This is a genomic window from Pseudomonas sp. 2957, from assembly GCF_031456345.1.
Taxonomy (GTDB): Bacteria; Pseudomonadota; Gammaproteobacteria; order Pseudomonadales; family Pseudomonadaceae; genus Aquipseudomonas; species Aquipseudomonas siliginis.
The window spans coordinates 168,221-184,880 of the sequence record NZ_JAVDUL010000002.1 but is presented as its reverse complement, the minus strand read 5'-3'; the positions used below and the strand labels follow the sequence as shown (position 1 = coordinate 184,880).

At 61.4% G+C, this 16,660-nt stretch carries 15 protein-coding genes; 7 read left to right on the top strand and 8 right to left on the bottom strand.

The window, feature by feature from the left end; genetic code table 11:
• Positions 1-36: 36 nt before the first annotated feature.
• Entirely contained in the window at positions 37-714 is a 678-nt protein-coding gene (locus J2Y39_RS06520) for a type 1 glutamine amidotransferase domain-containing protein (RefSeq protein ID WP_310216084.1), read from the bottom strand.
• Between the two features lie 212 nt (positions 715-926).
• Here J2Y39_RS06520 and J2Y39_RS06515 point away from each other — a divergent pair, with 212 nt between their 5' ends.
• Entirely contained in the window at positions 927-1,511 is a 585-nt protein-coding gene (locus J2Y39_RS06515; protein ID WP_122746171.1) for a TetR/AcrR family transcriptional regulator, read from the top strand.
• A gap of 149 nt (positions 1,512-1,660) precedes the next feature.
• On the opposite strand, the gene J2Y39_RS06510 is transcribed toward J2Y39_RS06515, so the two are convergent.
• Positions 1,661-1,993, bottom strand: coding sequence for a hypothetical protein (locus tag J2Y39_RS06510; protein WP_310216079.1), 333 nt, complete (start codon positions 1,991-1,993; stop codon positions 1,661-1,663).
• A gap of 25 nt (positions 1,994-2,018) precedes the next feature.
• A complete protein-coding gene (gene paoC, locus J2Y39_RS06505) occupies positions 2,019-4,229 on the bottom strand; it encodes an aldehyde oxidoreductase molybdenum-binding subunit PaoC (RefSeq protein WP_310216077.1) in 2,211 nt (736 codons plus the stop codon).
• A 266-nt stretch (positions 4,230-4,495) separates the two neighbouring features.
• Between paoC and J2Y39_RS06500 the strand changes: the two genes are divergently transcribed.
• Both J2Y39_RS06500 and gabP read left to right on the top strand, forming a co-directional pair.
• Positions 4,496-6,622: a TonB-dependent siderophore receptor gene (locus tag J2Y39_RS06500; RefSeq protein WP_310216075.1), complete on the top strand. Its 2,127-nt coding sequence runs from the start codon at positions 4,496-4,498 to the stop codon at positions 6,620-6,622.
• A 235-nt stretch (positions 6,623-6,857) separates the two neighbouring features.
• Entirely contained in the window at positions 6,858-8,264 is a 1,407-nt protein-coding gene (gene gabP, locus J2Y39_RS06495) for a GABA permease (protein WP_310216073.1), read from the top strand.
• Here gabP and J2Y39_RS06490 read toward each other — a convergent pair.
• A complete protein-coding gene (locus J2Y39_RS06490) occupies positions 8,261-8,473 on the bottom strand; it encodes a hypothetical protein (protein WP_041480326.1) in 213 nt (70 codons plus the stop codon). The two genes, gabP and J2Y39_RS06490, sit on opposite strands and share 4 nt — an antisense overlap.
• An 18-nt stretch (positions 8,474-8,491) precedes the next feature.
• Positions 8,492-10,543, bottom strand: coding sequence for a pyridoxamine 5'-phosphate oxidase family protein (locus tag J2Y39_RS06485; protein ID WP_310216071.1), 2,052 nt, complete (start codon positions 10,541-10,543; stop codon positions 8,492-8,494).
• Positions 10,544-10,827: 284 nt separating this feature from the next.
• On the opposite strand from J2Y39_RS06485, the gene J2Y39_RS06480 reads away from it, so the two are divergent.
• Both J2Y39_RS06480 and J2Y39_RS06475 read left to right on the top strand, forming a co-directional pair.
• Positions 10,828-11,457 carry a glutathione S-transferase family protein gene (locus J2Y39_RS06480; RefSeq protein WP_252886230.1) on the top strand — a complete coding sequence of 210 codons (630 nt, stop codon included), beginning with the start codon at positions 10,828-10,830 and terminating at the stop codon, positions 11,455-11,457.
• Positions 11,458-11,611: 154 nt separating this feature from the next.
• Positions 11,612-12,532, top strand: a complete 921-nt coding sequence (locus J2Y39_RS06475; protein ID WP_041480329.1) for a LysR family transcriptional regulator — start codon at positions 11,612-11,614, stop codon at positions 12,530-12,532.
• A 27-nt stretch (positions 12,533-12,559) separates the two neighbouring features.
• On the opposite strand, the gene J2Y39_RS06470 is transcribed toward J2Y39_RS06475, so the two are convergent.
• Positions 12,560-13,336, bottom strand: a complete 777-nt coding sequence (locus J2Y39_RS06470; protein WP_071172489.1) for an alpha/beta fold hydrolase — start codon at positions 13,334-13,336, stop codon at positions 12,560-12,562.
• A 155-nt stretch (positions 13,337-13,491) separates the two neighbouring features.
• On the bottom strand, positions 13,492-14,397 hold the full coding sequence (locus tag J2Y39_RS06465) for an AraC family transcriptional regulator (RefSeq protein ID WP_310216068.1): 906 nt from the start codon (positions 14,395-14,397) through the stop codon (positions 13,492-13,494).
• Between the two features lie 126 nt (positions 14,398-14,523).
• Here J2Y39_RS06465 and rclC point away from each other — a divergent pair, with 126 nt between their 5' ends.
• The gene (rclC, locus tag J2Y39_RS06460; RefSeq protein ID WP_310216065.1) at positions 14,524-15,099 is read left to right on the top strand and encodes a reactive chlorine resistance membrane protein RclC; all 576 of its coding nucleotides are present in this window, start codon (positions 14,524-14,526) and stop codon (positions 15,097-15,099) included.
• Between the two features lie 30 nt (positions 15,100-15,129).
• On the top strand, positions 15,130-15,357 hold the full coding sequence (locus J2Y39_RS06455) for a DUF2790 domain-containing protein (RefSeq protein WP_041480333.1): 228 nt from the start codon (positions 15,130-15,132) through the stop codon (positions 15,355-15,357).
• A 1-nt stretch (position 15,358) separates the two neighbouring features.
• On the opposite strand, the gene J2Y39_RS06450 is transcribed toward J2Y39_RS06455, so the two are convergent.
• Positions 15,359-16,600: an MFS transporter gene (locus tag J2Y39_RS06450; protein WP_310216063.1), complete on the bottom strand. Its 1,242-nt coding sequence runs from the start codon at positions 16,598-16,600 to the stop codon at positions 15,359-15,361.
• Positions 16,601-16,660: the final 60 nt, after the last annotated feature.

The following is a 16,660-nucleotide window of genomic DNA, read 5'->3' as shown; positions in this document are numbered from 1 at the left end:
TACGCACGCGGCGTTGATCGGGGTAGAGCGAGGGATTCAGCCGAGCATCTTCAACAGCTTTTCGGCAACGGCGGCGGAGCTGGCCGGGTTCTGGCCGGTGACCAGTTGACCGTCAGCCACCACATGCACCTGCCAATCGGCGACTTTCGAATAGCGCCCGCCCAGACGCTGGAATTCGTCTTCGATGAGGAACGGCACCACGTCAGTCAGACCAACAGCAGCTTCTTCGGCGTTGGTGAAACCGGTGACGTCGCGATCTTTGACGATCGGCTGGCCGTCAGCACGCACCACATGACGCAACACGCCGGGTGCGTGGCAGACAAAACCGTGAGGTTTGTTGGCGCGGTCGAAGGCTTCGATCAGCGCGATCGAGGCCTTGTCTTCGGCCAGATCCCACAGCGGGCCATGGCCACCTGGGTAGAACACGGCATCGAAATCCTGAGCCTTCACATCAGCCAGGCGACCCGTGTTGGCCAACGCCTGTTGCGCGGCCGAATCAGCGCGGAAGCGATCGGTCTCGGCAGTCTGCGCGCTTGGCTCATCGCTTTTCGGATCGAGCGGTGGCTGGCCGCCGGCAGGCGATACCAGGGTGACGTCGGCGCCGGCGTCCTTGAAGGCAAAGTAGGGCGCGGCGAACTCTTCCAGCCAGAAGCCTGTTTTCTTGCCGGTGTTGCCGAGTTGATCGTGGGAAGTCAGAACCATCAAGATTTTCATAGAGCACCCTTGGTTTGGTCAGGCATCGGCACAGGGCGAGGAATTCGCTCAGCGTCGGCACCGCATGAATTTGTGTCTCGGGGCGCAGCATAGGTTCCAATTAGACCAGTCGTCTAGTAATTTTTTCAGAAAATGTTTTTGCCCGTCGGTTATGGCAAACTCCCGGTCCTGAAAAGTATACGACTGGTCTATTGTCTGGAATTTTGCGCACCATGAAGCCGACCTTTGACGACACCCGCCAACACTTGCTCGACACCGGCCACCGGATGATGGCCGAGAAGGGCTTCACCAGCGTCGGCCTCAATGAGATCCTGCAGACCGCCGGCGTGCCCAAGGGCTCGTTCTATCACTACTTCAAATCCAAGGAGTTGTATGGCCAGGCGCTGCTCGAGGATTACTTCGTCGACTACCTCGCCGACATGGAGCGCCGCCTGACATTGCCTGGGCTGACTGCGTTCGAACGTTTGATGGATTACTGGCAAGGCTGGCAGAACCGCTGCACCGTGGAAGGCCACGGCGATGAATGCCTGGTGGTGAAACTCAGCGCCGAAGTCGCCGACCTGTCCGAATCAATGCGCCTGACCTTGCGCGACGGCGCCGAACGCATCGTCGCGCGCATCACCGAATGCATCGAACAAGGCCAAAATGACAAAAGCCTGCCCGAGGGCGATGCGCGGAAGTTGGCAGAGACGCTGTATCAGCTCTGGCTCGGCGCCAGCCTGCTGAACAAATTGCAGCGAACCGGACAGTCGCTGGAAACTTCGATGGCGATGACCCGGCAGTTGTTGCAAGTCTGAGCCTCGCCGCAGATCCCTGTGGGAGCAAGCCTGCTCGCGATGGCGGCGGCACATCCAACATCTTCTTTAACTGACCCAATGCATTCGCGAGCAGGCTCGCTCCCACAGGAGATCTGTGTTGATTGGTGAGATTGGAGATCATTCAAAACTCAGGCAGAACTGCTGTCCTCTTCAGGCAGTTGGGCAAACCACTGCGCATACGGTGTATTGCTCACCTTGAAACGGTTGTAGTCCGGGCTGCCGTCATCCCACCACACCGGCCCGCGCTCACCCAGCGCGACTTTGGCCTCGTTGACGCGAGCTCTCGCCGACTTCAACGCCTGTGCATCCTCCGCACGCTTCGCCTCTTTGACCGCACGCCGCGCGGACATGAGTTCGGCTACAAACGTCTCACGTTCGGCGGCTGGCAACGATGGGTTGCTGCAACGCCACAGCTGTTGCTTGACCACAAAATAGCGGCCATCGGGGGTGGTGGGGTACATGGGCGATATCCTGCGCGATCGAGTCTCAGACCGGGTAGGACAACTCGCCGATGAGTTTATCCAGCGTAATCGGATAATCGCGCACCCGTACGCCACACGCGTTATAGATCGCGTTGGCGATGGCCGCCGCCGCGCCGCTGATACCCAGCTCGCCAACGCCTTTGGCTTTCAACGGGGTTGCATACGGATCGACTTCATCGAGAAAGATTACTTCCTGATGGGGAATGTCGGCGTGCACCGGCACCTCGTATCCGGCCAGATCGTGATTGACGAAAAAGCCGATTCGATGATCCACCGCCAGCTCTTCCATCAATGCCGCACCAGCGCCCATGGTCATGCCGCCGATGATCTGGCTGCGCGCGGTTTTCGGGTTGAGGATGCGCCCGGCGGCGCACACGGCCAGTTGCCGGCGCAGGCGAATTTCGCCGGTCGCCGCATTGACCGCGACTTCGGCGAAATGCGCGCCGAAAGTCTGCTGGGCGAAGCGCTGGGCAAGGTCACCGTATTCCATGCGGTCCTCGCCCGTCAGCTCGCCATTGGCTGCGGCCTGAGCCAAGGCAACCTGCTGCGAGCCTGCGCGAATCTGTGCATCGACAAACTCGGCTTGCTGCGGGTCAATCCCGACGGCGCGAGCGGCGGCTTCACGCAGTTTCACACACGCGGCATACACGCCGGCAGTGGAGGAGGCCGCGCCCCACTGGCCGCCGGAGCCCGACGATTCCGGAAACCGCGAATCGCCCAAGTGCACCACGACACGGTCCAGCGGCACGCCCATCATTTCGGCAGCGGTCTGGGCGATGATGGTGTAACTGCCGGTGCCGATGTCGGTCATGTCGGTTTCCACGGTGATGACGCCTTGACGATCGAGACGCACCCGCGCCGCCGAAGCGGTGGTCGGTGCGCCGCGAATCGCCGAGGCCAGCCCGATGCCGATCAGCCAGCCATCCTCACGGCGCTGAGCGGGTTGAGGGTTGCGCTGACGCCAGCCAAAGCGTTCGGCGCCAGTGTTCAGGCATTCCACCAACTGCCGTTTGGAGAACGGCCGCGCCGGTTGCTCCGGATCGACCTGCGAGTCGTTGAGGATGCGCAGTTGCAGCGGATCCATCTGCAGCTTTTCGGCCAGTTCATCCATGGCGATTTCCAGCGCCATCATCCCCGGTGCCTCGCCCGGCGCGCGCATCGCCGAACCCTCGGCGAGATCGAGCACGGCGAGATTCAAACGGGTCATGCGATTGGCACCGGCGTAAAGCAATCGGGTTGACGCGGTAGCCGCTTCGGCGCGTCCGCCGCGCAGATTGCCCGACCAGCTCTCGTGGCCGATCGCGGTGATCACGCCGTCACGGTTGGCACCGATGCGCAGGCGCTGAATCGTCGCCGGACGATGGGTCAGGTTGTTGAACATCAGCGGCCGCGGCAGCGCGACTTTCACCGGTCGCCCGGCATGTCGAGCGGCCAGGGATGCCAACACAGCGTCGCAAAGAATCGTGCCCTTACCGCCGAAACCACCGCCGATATACGGCGAGATCAGGCGCACATCTTCCTTGGCGATGCCGAGGGTTTTCGCCAGATCGCGCACGCCCCAGTTGATCTGTTGGATCGATGTCCACAAGGTCAACTGCGTGCCACTCCAACGGGCAATGGTTGCGTGCGGTTCCATCATCGCGTGGGCCTGGTCAGGCGTGCTGTAGTGCTGATCGATTTGCACTGGCGCAGCGTTGAAGGCGCCTTCGAAGTCACCGACGCTGGTTTGCGGCGGCGGGCCGAAACCGGCCGGTGGCGGTGGAGTGGCGGAGTCTTTTGCCGCCGCCAGATCGAATGAACCCGCTTCGGCCACGTAGCGGATGTCGAGCAAGCCGGCGGCCGCGCGGGCCTGTTCAAAGGTGTCTGCGACGACAATCGCCACGGCCTGGTGATAGTGATCGACCTGCGGCCCGGCCAAGGCCCTGGCTACGTAAAACTCGCCTTTGGCCAATGCCCCGGCGTTTTCGTAAGTGACGATGGCAATCACCCCGGACGCTTCCCGCGCTTGCGTCGAATCAATCGAGGCGATACGCCCCTTGCCGATCCCGGCGCCGACGATATAGCCGTAGGCGGCGTCCGGCACCGCTGCGTTTTGCTCGTAGGCGTAGGGGGCGGTGCCGGTGGTTTTCAGCTTGCCGTCGATGCGGTCGGCAGGTTGGCCGATCACCTTCAGCTGGTCGATCGGATTGGAGCCGGCCGGGGTGTCGAATTTCATCTGCAAATTCCTTCCAGACAGGCTGGCGACGCACACGTAGCGCGGCGCAGCCATCGGTTGACGTCGGATCTCTACGAGCCTAGGCCATCGACGCACCACTGATAATGCGCGGATTCAGGATGGAGTGATGAATCTCGCTCACCAATCCAGATCAATGTGACAAATAGGAATACGTTTCAATTACTAATGCGACCGTATACCATGCGCGACGTTTTCACTGGCGGTTTTGCCCTTCGTTCTGGCCTATTCGTAAAGGTTTTTACCTCATGCGTCGAACTCTGCTTTCCATTTGTGTGCTGCAGGCGTTGTCTTCTTCCTCGTGGGCTGAGTCAGCCGAACCGACTTCTTCAACGCTTGAGCTGGAAGCCACCGACGTGGTCGGCACAGCGGATTACGAAAGGGCAGACGGCCCGGTGCAGGGCTACCGCGCGACCCGTTCGGCCAGCGCCACGCGCACCGACACTTCGATTCATGAAACCGCGCAATCGATCAGCGTGGTGACCAAGGATGCCGTTGAAGACCTCGGCGCGACGCGTTTGCAGGATGCGCTGGATTACGCCGGCGGCGTCGGGCGGGCGAACAATTTCGGTGGGCAGGGCCTGACCACGTTCACCGTGCGTGGCTTCACTACGGGTGAGTTCTACCGCAACGGTTTCCCGATCAACCGTGGCTACCCGAACATGCCCGACGCCAACACCATCGAGCGTCTGGAAGTACTGCGCGGTCCGGCGACCATGCTCTATGGCCGTGGCGACCCAGGCGGTACCTTCAACGTGGTGTCGAAACAGCCGTTGCCCGAGCGCACCGTTACGTTAGGCAGCCAGTTGAACGACCAAGGCATGAAGCGCGGCACCCTCGACGCTTCCGGTCCGCTCGATGAAGAAGGGCGCCTGGCCTATCGCTTGAATGTGGTGGGCGAGGGCGGCGACACCTTCCGCGATCATGTCGAGACCGAGCGCTACGGCATCACGCCGGTGCTGACCTGGCAGGCCACCGATGCGACCAAGCTGATTTTCGAAGGCGACTTCATGCGCAACAACGCGCCGCTCGATCGCGGCGTCACGCGCTACCCGGCGCAGATCGGCACTGCCTCGCGCGATACCTTCTTTGGCGAGAAGGACGTCGGCAAGCTGCACAACGACAACAACATGGCGCAGTTGCGTTTCGAGCACATGCTCAACGACGACTGGACCTTGGGCGGAGGTTTCCAGTGGCTCGACGGCTCGCTCAAGGGTAATGCGATCGAGGCCAACGGCATCGCCGCTGACGGCCGCACGCTGGGGCGCAACTTCAACTACCGCAAGCTGGAATGGACCGACAAGGACACCCAGCTCAACCTCACCGGGCATTTCGACACTGGCGGTCTGCAGCACACCTTGCTCACCGGCATCGAGTATGAAGATTACGATTACAAGTCGATCATCCAGCGCTCCAGCGGCGCGGTCAGTGCCTACCCGATCGACATCTTCAATCCGGTCTACGGCCAGCCACGCCCGGCGCTGACCCGCACACCGACTCACGACAAAGAGAACCTCAAGACCTACGCGGCATTCGTGCAGGATCAGGTAGCCCTGACCGACAAACTGAAAGTGCTGGCCGGCGCACGTTTCGAGCGCTTCGAGCACGATTACGAAACCTACGTGCCCGGCGGCAAGAGCTGGCAGGCCAGCGACAACGCCGTCACCCCGCGTATCGGCGTCACCTACGACCTGACCGAAACCCTGGCGGTCTATGCCAACACCGCGCGCTCGTTCAAACCCAACACCGGCGCCAGTCGCGAAGGCGGCGGTTTCGCCCCGGAGAAAGGCAAGTCCTACGAGATGGGCGTGAAGTGGGAAGCGCTGGATCAGCAGTTGAGCGTCGACGCGGCGATCTACCAGATCGAAAAACGCAACGTGCTGACCACCGACCCGGTGGACTCCACCTTCAGCGTCGCTGCCGGTGAAGTGCGCAGCCGTGGTTTCGACGTCAATGTCACCGGCAATCTCACCCCAGAGTGGCGAGTAGTCGGCGGTTACGCCTACGTCGACGCCGAGGTGACCAAGGACAACACGCTGCGCTCCGGCACCCGACTGCTGAACATCCCGAAGAACAGCTTCAGCCTGCTCAACATGTACGAGTTCCAGGACGGCGCGCTCAAAGGCCTTGGCCTTGGCACCGGCCTGAAATACGTCGACGAGCGCGCCGGGCAGACCGCCAACACCGCGTTTTCCATGGGCAGTTACACCGTGGTCGACCTGCTGAGCTTCTACAAGGTCAACGACAAGGTGCGCCTCAATCTCGATGTGAAAAACATCTTCGATCGCGACTACGAAGAGGGCGCCTTCGGCAACGTTTACGCCTACCCGGGGGCGCCGCGAACCGTGCAGGTGGGGATTTCCTACACGCTGTAAATCGCCGCAGCGGTTGCCGCCGACTCATGGTGGCCTGAGAGTGGCATGTCGAAATCAGACATCGGCATGCCGCACTCAGGCTAGTTGCGCGGCGGTCGGGCCACGTAAGGTGAAGCATCATTTCGTCGGCAAAGCGTCTGCGTCGCTGCTTTCGCCCGAGTCGACCTAAGGAAATGATGATCGCCTGACGCACAGTCAGTGGCCCAAACGTCGATCATGAGAACAATAAGAACCCATGACTAGTCTGAACCCCAAGGACTCCAACGGTCAGTTGGCGCAAGGTTTCAAACCGCGTCACGTCACCATGCTTTCCATTGCCGGCATCATCGGCGCAGGACTTTTCGTTGGCTCAGGCCACGCCATCGCCGCCGCAGGACCTGCGGTGCTGCTCGCTTATCTGTTCTCCGGTCTGCTGGTCGTGCTGGTGATGCGCATGCTCGGTGAAATGGCCGTGGCGCATCCCGATACCGGCTCGTTTTCCACCTACGCCGATCAAGCCATTGGCCGCTGGGCCGGCTTCACCATCGGCTGGCTGTATTGGTGGTTCTGGGTGCTGGTGATTCCCATTGAAGCACTGGCCGCCGGTCACGTGCTCAATCAGTGGTTTCCCCAGGTCGATGCCTGGTTGTTCGCCTTGCTGTCGATCGTGCTGCTGGTGATCACCAACCTGTTCAGCGTGTCGAAATACGGTGAGTTCGAATTCTGGTTCGCCATGGCCAAGGTCATCGCGATCATCGGTTTCATCGGCCTGGGCTTTGCGGTGCTGATTGGCTGGATTCCCGAGCGCGAAGCCAGTGGCTTGAGCACGCTGATGGCCGAGCACGGCGGCTTTGCGCCGAACGGCATGTCGGCGGTGGTTGGCGCGTTCATCACCATCATGTTCAGTTTCATCGGCACCGAAGCGGTGACCATCGCCGCTGCGGAGTCGAACAACCCGGCGCAGAACATCGCCAAGGCCACCCGTTCGGTGATCTGGCGTATCGGCATTTTCTATCTGCTGTCGATCTTCGTGGTGATTTCCGTGGTGCCTTGGAATGACCCGCAACTAGCCTCGGTCGGCTCCTACCAGCGCGCACTGGAACTGATGAACATCCCCAACGCCAAATTCCTCGTCGACGTGGTGGTGTTGATCGCGGTGGCCAGTTGCATGAACTCGTCGATCTACATTTCCTCGCGCATGCTCTATTCGCTGGGCCGACGCGGCGATGCGCCGCCGGCATTGAAGGTGACTTCGGCGGCCGGCGTGCCACGCGCGGCGGTGATCGCCAGCACGGTGATCGGCGCAGGCGTGACGTTACTCAGCTATTTCATGCCGGCCGGGCTGTTCCAGTTCCTGCTCGCCAGCTCCGGCGCGATTGCCTTGCTGGTGTATCTGGTGATCGCCATTTCGCAGTTGCGCATGCGCCGCCGACTGGAACGGGAAAAGGTCGAAATGACCCTGCGCATGTGGCTGTTTCCCTGGCTCACCTGGCTGGTCATCGCCTTTATCTGCGCGGCTTTGGCGGTGATGATGATCACCCCTGAACATCGCCTGGAAGTGACCTCGACCATTGGCCTGGCGCTGCTGATCTCGTTCATTGGCCTGGTCACCAGCCGCCAGCACGGGCCGGCGGGCAGAGTGGCGGCGGTGGGCAAAGCCTAAGCAAACAACGCTTTGAGCCCACGGGAAAACCAGCCGTTCGGGCTCGAAGGCAGATGCTCACGTTGATTGAATGAGCCCGTCAACGCGCAGGTTTCACCGGCGAGCGAGCCCATCAGTTGCGGCAGCAAAAAACTGCGTTCGCATTCGCTGGCGGACAGTCCGGTTTTCTCTTGCGGCCAAACGACGCTGGTTTCGGCAAACGGCTTCATGGCACACCTCCTCAACATTCAAACATCCAGCACCAGGGTGTCGCTGCCCTGCGCCGGGGCGGCGCAGCAGATCAGCACTTCGTCGTCCGCCAGGCGCATGGCGGGCGGAGTGAGGTAATGCACCTGGCCGCTGGTAAGGCGGGTTTTGCAGGTGCCGCACGAGCCGCCGCGACAGCTGAACTCAGGATTCAAGCCACGCGCCTCGGCCAGTTCCAGCAAGGTGCCGCTGCCCGGTTCCCAGCGTGCTTCCTTGCCGGACGTGGCAAACAGCACCTTGACCGGCTCTTCCGCGACCGGCACTTGCGGCGGCGCTGGGGTGCTGATTTCGACATCGCGAATCAGCGTCGACGGGCCGAAGGTTTCGGCGTGGATGCGATCGTCGGGAATGCGCATTTTGCGCAGGCCGTCGTACAGCGCCTGGGTAAAACTGCCCGGGCCGCACAGGTAGAAATCGTAGTCATCCAGCGGCAGCAGGCTTTTCAGCAAGGCGATGTCGATGCGCCCGGCATGATCGTAACCATGCGCTGTTGCTTCCAGCGGCGGCTGGCTGACCACGCGCAGCACCTTGACCTTGTCACCGGCGCGTGCAGCCAAGGCATCGATTTCTTCGCGAAAGGCAAGATCCTCAACGGTGCGACTGCTTTGCACGACCCAGGTCGGGCGCATGCGGCTGATGCGTTTGCCCTGATAGACCACCTCGCGCAGCATCGACAGCAACGGCGTCACCCCAACGCCAGCGGCCAACAGCACCAGTGGCCGGCGTTCGGTGGCGTCGACGGTGAAATCGCCTTGCGGGGCGCGGGCTTCGATCAAGTCCAGTGCCTGAACCCGATCATGCAGATGCGAGGAGACCGAGCCATCGCGTTTGACGCTGATACGCAGAAACTCGTCCGACGGCGCGCTGGACACGCTGTAGGTGCGGATCGACGCGGCATCCTGACCGTCGAGCAAGACCTTGATCGGCAAGTGCTGGCCCGGTTCGAAGCGCGGCAGGCCGAAGCCGTCGTTGGCTTGCAGGTAAAAGGAGCGGATCTGCGGACTCTCATCGACCACCCGCGTGACGTGCAGCGCGCGCCATTGATTGCGCAGCGCCTCGGCCTGCAAACGCTCGCGGGTCTGCTCCCAGCTGCCGGTCATTTGCGAATTGGGCGAGTCGCCTTGCGGCTGCTCGGCCCAGCGCAGTGGCAGCGCGGCCTGACGGTAAACGATGCGCTGCGGCCTGAAGCGCCACAGACGTTCGGCACCCTGGAACGCGGCGATTTGCGGATCATCGAGCAGCACTTCCGCGCTACCGGTCATCTGCAACAGATCGCCGCTTTCAAAATCGATGAAGGTCAGCCCGGCGCGCGGGTTGAGCAGGATGTTGCCCAGGGTGTTGAAGAACAGATTGCCGGAGAAATCCGGGATGGTCAGGGTGCCGTCCTCGTCCATATGGACGAAACCGGATTTGCCGCCGCGATGGGACACATCGACTTGCCGCTCACCGTCGCGCACCACGTAAGTGGCCACGTAGAACGAATCGGCGGCGGTGATCATGTCGCGCACCAAGGGTTCGCTGACAGGCAGGTCGAGCGCGGTGTCGGTGGTTTCGTCGACGAACGCGTAATGGCGCAGATTGATGTAGCGCGGGCAGTTGCCGTAAGCCTGTGTCACGCCGATCTCGAGGCTGTTGTCAGCGCGGCGGCTGATGTTGCCGTTCATGCGATTGCGCCGACGGGTGTGCAGCTCGATGCCGAGCATGCCGATCGCGTCGCCGGGCTGCAGGCCTTGATTCGCCGGATCGTTAGGCTGGGCGTCGAGTTTGATCTTCAGAACCTGTGGCGACGGCGAATCCATGAAGCCCGGTTGACCGGTGCGCAGCGTCGCCCACGGGTCGCCCTGGCCATCAACGGCGCCGAGCACGACGAAGGGCAGTTGCGCGTAGAACTCGCGGTGCTGATCCGGCATCCAGTCGCGGGCCAGTTGCCGCTGGCCGACACCAACCATCATTTCCACCGCGCCGACGGCACGTTGCAGGGTCAGCTCACCTTCATGCCAGGGCGAGGGCTGCGGTTTCGACGCTGTGTCCATTTCGATTCTCCTCGGGTGCAAACGGGCCGGTGAGCCGCCAGGGGCTGAAGCTCAAGTGGGCTCATGTTCGCCCTCGGCCGGTTGCGAGGGAATGGCCAGAAACTGCAATCCACTGTTTCACGCGGTGAAATGATCCCTACGCGCGCCTAAGGACGAGGATGATTATTTCACTGGCTGAAATGCTCGATTGTATTTGCTGAGGATTCCGCGATTTGCGGCAGGGGAGCAGGATGAGCCCATCGACACGATCAGCGGGTCGACCTCAAAAAATCCAGGAGCACGTCATGTCTCAGTCAGCCGTCAAACTGTATCGTCATCCGTTGTCCGGCCACTCGCATCGCGTCGAGTTGATGCTGTCCCTGCTGGATGTTCCGACCGAACTGGTGTTCGTCGACCTGATGAAGGGCGCACACAAAACCCCTGAATTCCTCGCCCTCAACCGTTTCGGCCAAGTGCCGGTGATTGACGACAACGGTACGGTGCTCGCTGATTCCAACGGCATTCTGGTTTATCTGGCGAGCAAATACGGCAACGGCCAGTGGCTGCCGAGCGATCCGGTCGAGCAAGCCAAGGTGCAACGCTGGTTATCGGTGGCCGCCGGGCAGATCAGCTCCGGCCCGGCCACTGCGCGCTTGATCACGGTATTCGGCGCCGGTTACGACGCAGCTGATGCGATCAAGCGTTCCCATGCGTTGTTGCAGGTGATGGAAGACGAGTTGGCCAACAGCGCATTCCTTGCCGGCGACAAGGCAACCGTTGCCGATGTGGCCGCCTACACTTACGTCGCCCACGCACCGGAAGGCAATGTCTCGCTTGAGGATTATCCGAATGTGCGGGCGTGGCTTGGGCGGGTCGAGGCGCTGCCGAAATTCGTCGGTATGCAGCGCACAGCGGTGGGCCTGCAAAGCGCTTGATATCAGCACACGCCAAAAAACCTTGTGGGAGCGGGCTTGCCCGCGATAGCGGTGGGTCATTCAGCATCGTTGTTGACTGACAGGACGCCATCGCGGGCAAGCCCGCTCCCACAGGGGCCGGTGGGTTTTCAAAATCTTCGACAGGTCCCCAGCTATGGATCGTTTTCAGGAAATGCGCATGTTCCTGGCCGTGGCCGAGGAGGGTGGCTTTGCGGCGGCGGCCCGGCGTTTGAACACCTCGCCACCCAGCGTCACCCGCGCCATTGCTGCGCTGGAACAACGCATCGGCACGCGTCTGTTGTCGCGCACCACGCGCAGCCTGCACCTGACCGAAGCCGGGCATCGTTATCTGGACGATTGCCGAAGAATTCTGTGCGACGTCGACGAAGCCGAAGAGGCCGCTGCCGGCAGTTATCGGGTGCCGTGCGGGCACTTGAGCGTGACCGCGTCGGTGTTGTTTGGCGAGTTGTTCATCGCGCCGTTGCTGGCGCAATACGTCGATGCGTTTCCTTCGGTGCATCTGAAGGCTTTGCTGGTTGATCGCGTGGTGAACATGGCAGAAGAGGGTATCGATGTTGCCGTGCGCATCGGTCATCTGCACGAGAACAATCAGCATGCAATCAAGGTCGGCGAGGTCCGTCAGGTGATCTGCGGCACCCCCGATTACTTCGCCCGCTATGGCCGACCGCAACATCCGAACGAGCTGAGCCGCGCCAATATCGTCATGTCGTCCGCCAGTCATTTGCTCAGCGATTGGCAATTCGCCCATGCCGATGGCCCGTTGAGTTTTCGCTTCGAACCGCGTCTGGTGGTCACCGCGAATCAGGCGGCGATCAACATCGCCAGCTCCGGTTGGGGCATTACCCGGGTGCTGTCCTATCAAGTCGCCAGCCAGGTCGCGGCCGGTGAACTGGAATTGGTGCTGGAGGCCTTTGAGCCGCCGGCGTTACCTGTGCAACTGGTCTATCTGAAACATCCGCGCGTACCGGCGAAGGTGCGCACGTTTGTGGATTTTCTCAGCGAGCGGCTGCAACACCACCCAGCGCTGAAAGCCGTGAACAGGGTTCACGGCTAAGGCTTCAAGGTTCAACTCAGCGCTGGATCACTTCGCGGCCGCAGCCGTTTCGATCAGGCTGGCAACGGCTTTCGGGTTGGACACCATCACCACGTGCGAAGCGCCTTTGACCACGACGGTCTGCTTGGAGTGCGCGCGCTCGGCCATGAACGCCAAGGCTTGCGCCGGGATGTTCTTGTCCTGGTCACCGTAGACGAAGTACGACGGCACGGTTTTCCATGCAGGCTCGGTGGCGGCTTCGTTGAGCGCGGCGACGGTCACCGGGCGCTGCGTGGCGGCCATCAACTTCGCATCTGCCTGAGACACATCGGCAGCGAACTGATCGTGGAATTTGTCCTGCTGGATGTACAAATCCTTGCCACCATCGGCCAGCTCAACCGGGGCCGACAGGGTCGGGCCAAGGGTGCTGCCAGGGAAACGCCCGGACAGCTCAGCGGCGGTTTCACCCTTTTCCGGTGCAAAAGCTGCGACGTACACCAGCGCTTTGACATTGGCATTGCCGTAAGCGGCTTCACTGATTACCGGGCCACCGTAGGAGTGGCCGACCAGTACCACCGGAGTTTTCACGCTGGCCAGCACATCCGCCACCGATTGCGCATCACCCTTGACCGAGCGCAGCGGGTTGGCAGCGGCGATCACCGGATAGCCATCCTTCTCGAGAATCTTGACCACGCCGTTCCAGCTGCTCGAATCGGCAAAGGCGCCGTGCACCAGTACCACGGTGGGTTTGACCGGCGCGGCGAACGCAGCGGTGGCGCCGAACATGGCGGCGGTAAGGGCGAGGGTTGCGAAGACTTTGTTCATGGTGATGTCCTGTCGATTGGTTAAGGTAGGAATGGAAGCGACAGTGGTATTTAGCGCGCTAAATGTGTCAGTTGTGTGTGCGCACGGCCGAACTTCGCATGCGTGTGTATCTGTGTCGGCGAAAGCTACACGCTGATACAAAGCGATCCATTCAATCAGATCGCGCGGCGGACTTTGCCCGGGGCCTCGCCGTAGGTTTCCTTGAATTTCTTGCTGAATGCAGCTTGCGACTGGTAGCCGACCTGCACGGCAATGTCGTTAAGGCCCAGATGCGAATGGCTGAGCAGACTGAACGCCAGCTCCATGCGCAACTGGGTCAGCATGACCCACGGCGACACGCCAGCGACCCGAGCGAACGTGCGCATGAACGTCGCGCGGGACATGTTCGCGGTATCGGCCATGGCTTCGATGGTCCACTCGTGCGCCGGGTCGGCCAAGATTGCCTGACAGGTGCGGCCGAGGCGCTGGTCGCCGAGCAGCGCCAAGGTGCTTTGGGCTTGATCGGCACGGGCCAGGTGCGCACGCAGGATCAAGGTGAACAAGGCTTGGGACAGTGAATCGAGGAGAAAGCGCGCGCCCGGCTGTTCGCTGTCGGCTTCGCTGCGCAACAGCGCAATCAGGGCGGTCAGCGGCGCATCAATCGGCAAGCCATCGTTGGCAATCAGCAGGTAGTCGGGGAGCGCGGCGAACAGCATCGACGCGCGGTTGTAATGAAAGCCACCACAGAGCATGTCCAGATCGGCGCTCGCCCCACCCAGCCGATAGATCGGCAACACCCCGCCGGAAATCAGCGTTGGCGACATCGGCGCTACGTTCTTGCCGGCACTGTGCAGCACATGCGGCGTACCCCGTGGCAACAGCAGAATATCGCCGGCGCGCATCGCCAGGCGTTGCCCGCTGGCCAGCTCAACGCGGCATTCACCTTTGAGCACTACGTGATAGGGCGCCTTGCCCAAGGCTTCCTGTTGATGATCGCGCGCCCAGTCGCCCTGGAACTGGCAACGCAGATCAAGACTGCCGCGCACGTTGGCCAGGCTGATGAGCTTATCGAGCGAGTTCATTGGCACCCATTACGATAGAAATCCGCAAAGTTGAGACGATTGAGCAAGACGTTGAGCATGACCGACAAAAGCGCGATTCGATAGCACCGCAGACTGACTCCACTTTCATTGATCTGGAGAAGTCGCATGTTCACCTCAATCAACGCCGGACTACAACAGCTCGGCAAACTCGATCGCCTCGGCATCCCGCTGATGCGCGTGGCCATCGCCATCGTCTTTCTGTGGATCGGCGCATTGAAATTCGTCCCGTACGAAGCCGACAGCATCACGCCCTTCGTCGCCAACAGCCCGGTGATGTCGTTCTTCTACGAACACCCGCAGGACTACAAGGCGCACCTGACCCATGAGGGCGAGCTGAACGCCGACAAGCGCGCCTGGCAGACCGCGAACAACACTTACGGCTTTTCCACCGGGCTTGGCGTGGTGGAAATCCTCATCGGTCTGCTGGTCCTGTCCAACCGGCTTTCCCGCCGCACCGGCCTGCTCGGTGGCGCGCTGGCGTTCGCTACGCCGCTGGTGACCCTGAGCTTTCTGATCACCACACCTGAAGCCTGGGTCGCTGCTATGGGCGATGGTCAGCACGGTTTTCCCTATCTGTCCGGCGCCGGACGCCTGGTGCTCAAAGACGTCCTGATGCTTGCCGGAGCGCTGCCGGTGATGGCCGATTCCGCGCGCCAATTGCTGACTGAACGTCAGGCCTGAATTCCTCATCCTTTATAGAGAGATCACACCATGAAAACGCTTTTTGCTTTGACCCTGGCCATCCTCGCCGGCAACGTGTTCGCTGCCACCGAACCTGCACAGACCGGCGTGCCACTGGATATCGCCAAAACCATCAGCATCACCGACACCAGCGCCGCCTGCGGAATTGTTCCGGTGGAGGTCGTCTATGAAGACAGCCACGGCCAGCGGCATGTCGCCACTTACAGCGTTTTAGGCGATGGCTGCGGTGGCGATTAGTTCAGGTTTGGCCCATCACTGCAGCGGACTCGAATTTCTCAGTCCGCTGCAGCGTTTCCGGAACACCGATCAACAGCAGCAGAAACGCTGCTCCTGCAATTGCGGCAAGGGTCAGAAATGCCGCGCTGTAACCGGCGGCCTCGACGACAAAACCGGCCAGCCCGTTGCTCAGTGCCGCGCCCAGACCAAACGCTGTCGTCAGTGCACCGAGGCTGACATTGAAATGCCCGGAGCCGAGAGTCAGATCCTTGACCATCACCGGGAACAGCGCCCCAAACAGCCCGGCGCCGACGCCGTCGAGCAACTGCACGGCGACCAGCCAATACGGATCATCCGAGAATATGTAGAGCAACCCGCGCAGCGGCAGGATCAGAAAACCCGCCAGCAACAACGGTTTGCGCCCCCAGACATCGGCTTTCGCACCGGCCAGCAGGGCCATTGGCACCATCACCAGTTGCGCGGCGACGATACACGCCGAGGTCAGCGGCGTGGCCATGTGCAAGTTGGCTTGCGCGAGTTTCTGGCTCACCAACGGCAGCATCGCCGCGTTGGCCAAGTGGAACAGCGCGCAGCACAGGGCAAACATCAGTAACGGGCGATTGCTCAGCAGCACCTTGAACCCGGACGGCTGATGACTTTGATCGCCAGGCTGGAGGCCGCGCGCGACGTCATGATCAATCGCCTCGGCCGAGACGAACAGCACGGCAATCACGCTGGCCAGCGCCATGACCGCCATCAGATAAAACACCGCCACCGGACCAAACAGATACGCAAACAAACCGGCCAATAACGCCGCGCACGCGTTGCCGGCATGGTTGAACGTCTCGTTGCGACCGGTGCGCCGGGTGAATGCTCGCGGGCCGGTGATGCCCAGCGTGATTGCAGAAATGGCCGGGGCAAAAATAGACGCTGCCGCCGCGCTCAAGGCTTGGGTCAACGCCACCAGACTGAATGACGAAATGAAGGGCAGCAGCAGACAACTCGCCGTCACCAACAATGCGGCGATGATGATCAGCGCCCGTTTCGCCCGACTGTTGTCAACCAGTGCACCGGCAGGTGTCTGCGTGACCAGCGCGGCAATACCGGCGAGGGTCATGACCACGCCGATACTGGCCGGGTCCCAGTGGTGTACGGCGAGCAAGTAAATGGCGAGGTACGGCCCCAGGCCGTCGCGGACATCGGCGAGAAAGAAATTCAGACTGTCCAGCGAACGGTTGTTGCGGCGATCGAGATGGCTGATCACGGGGGGCAGTCTCTTGAAAGTGAGGTCTGCGAAAATGCATCAACCTCGGCAATGCTAATG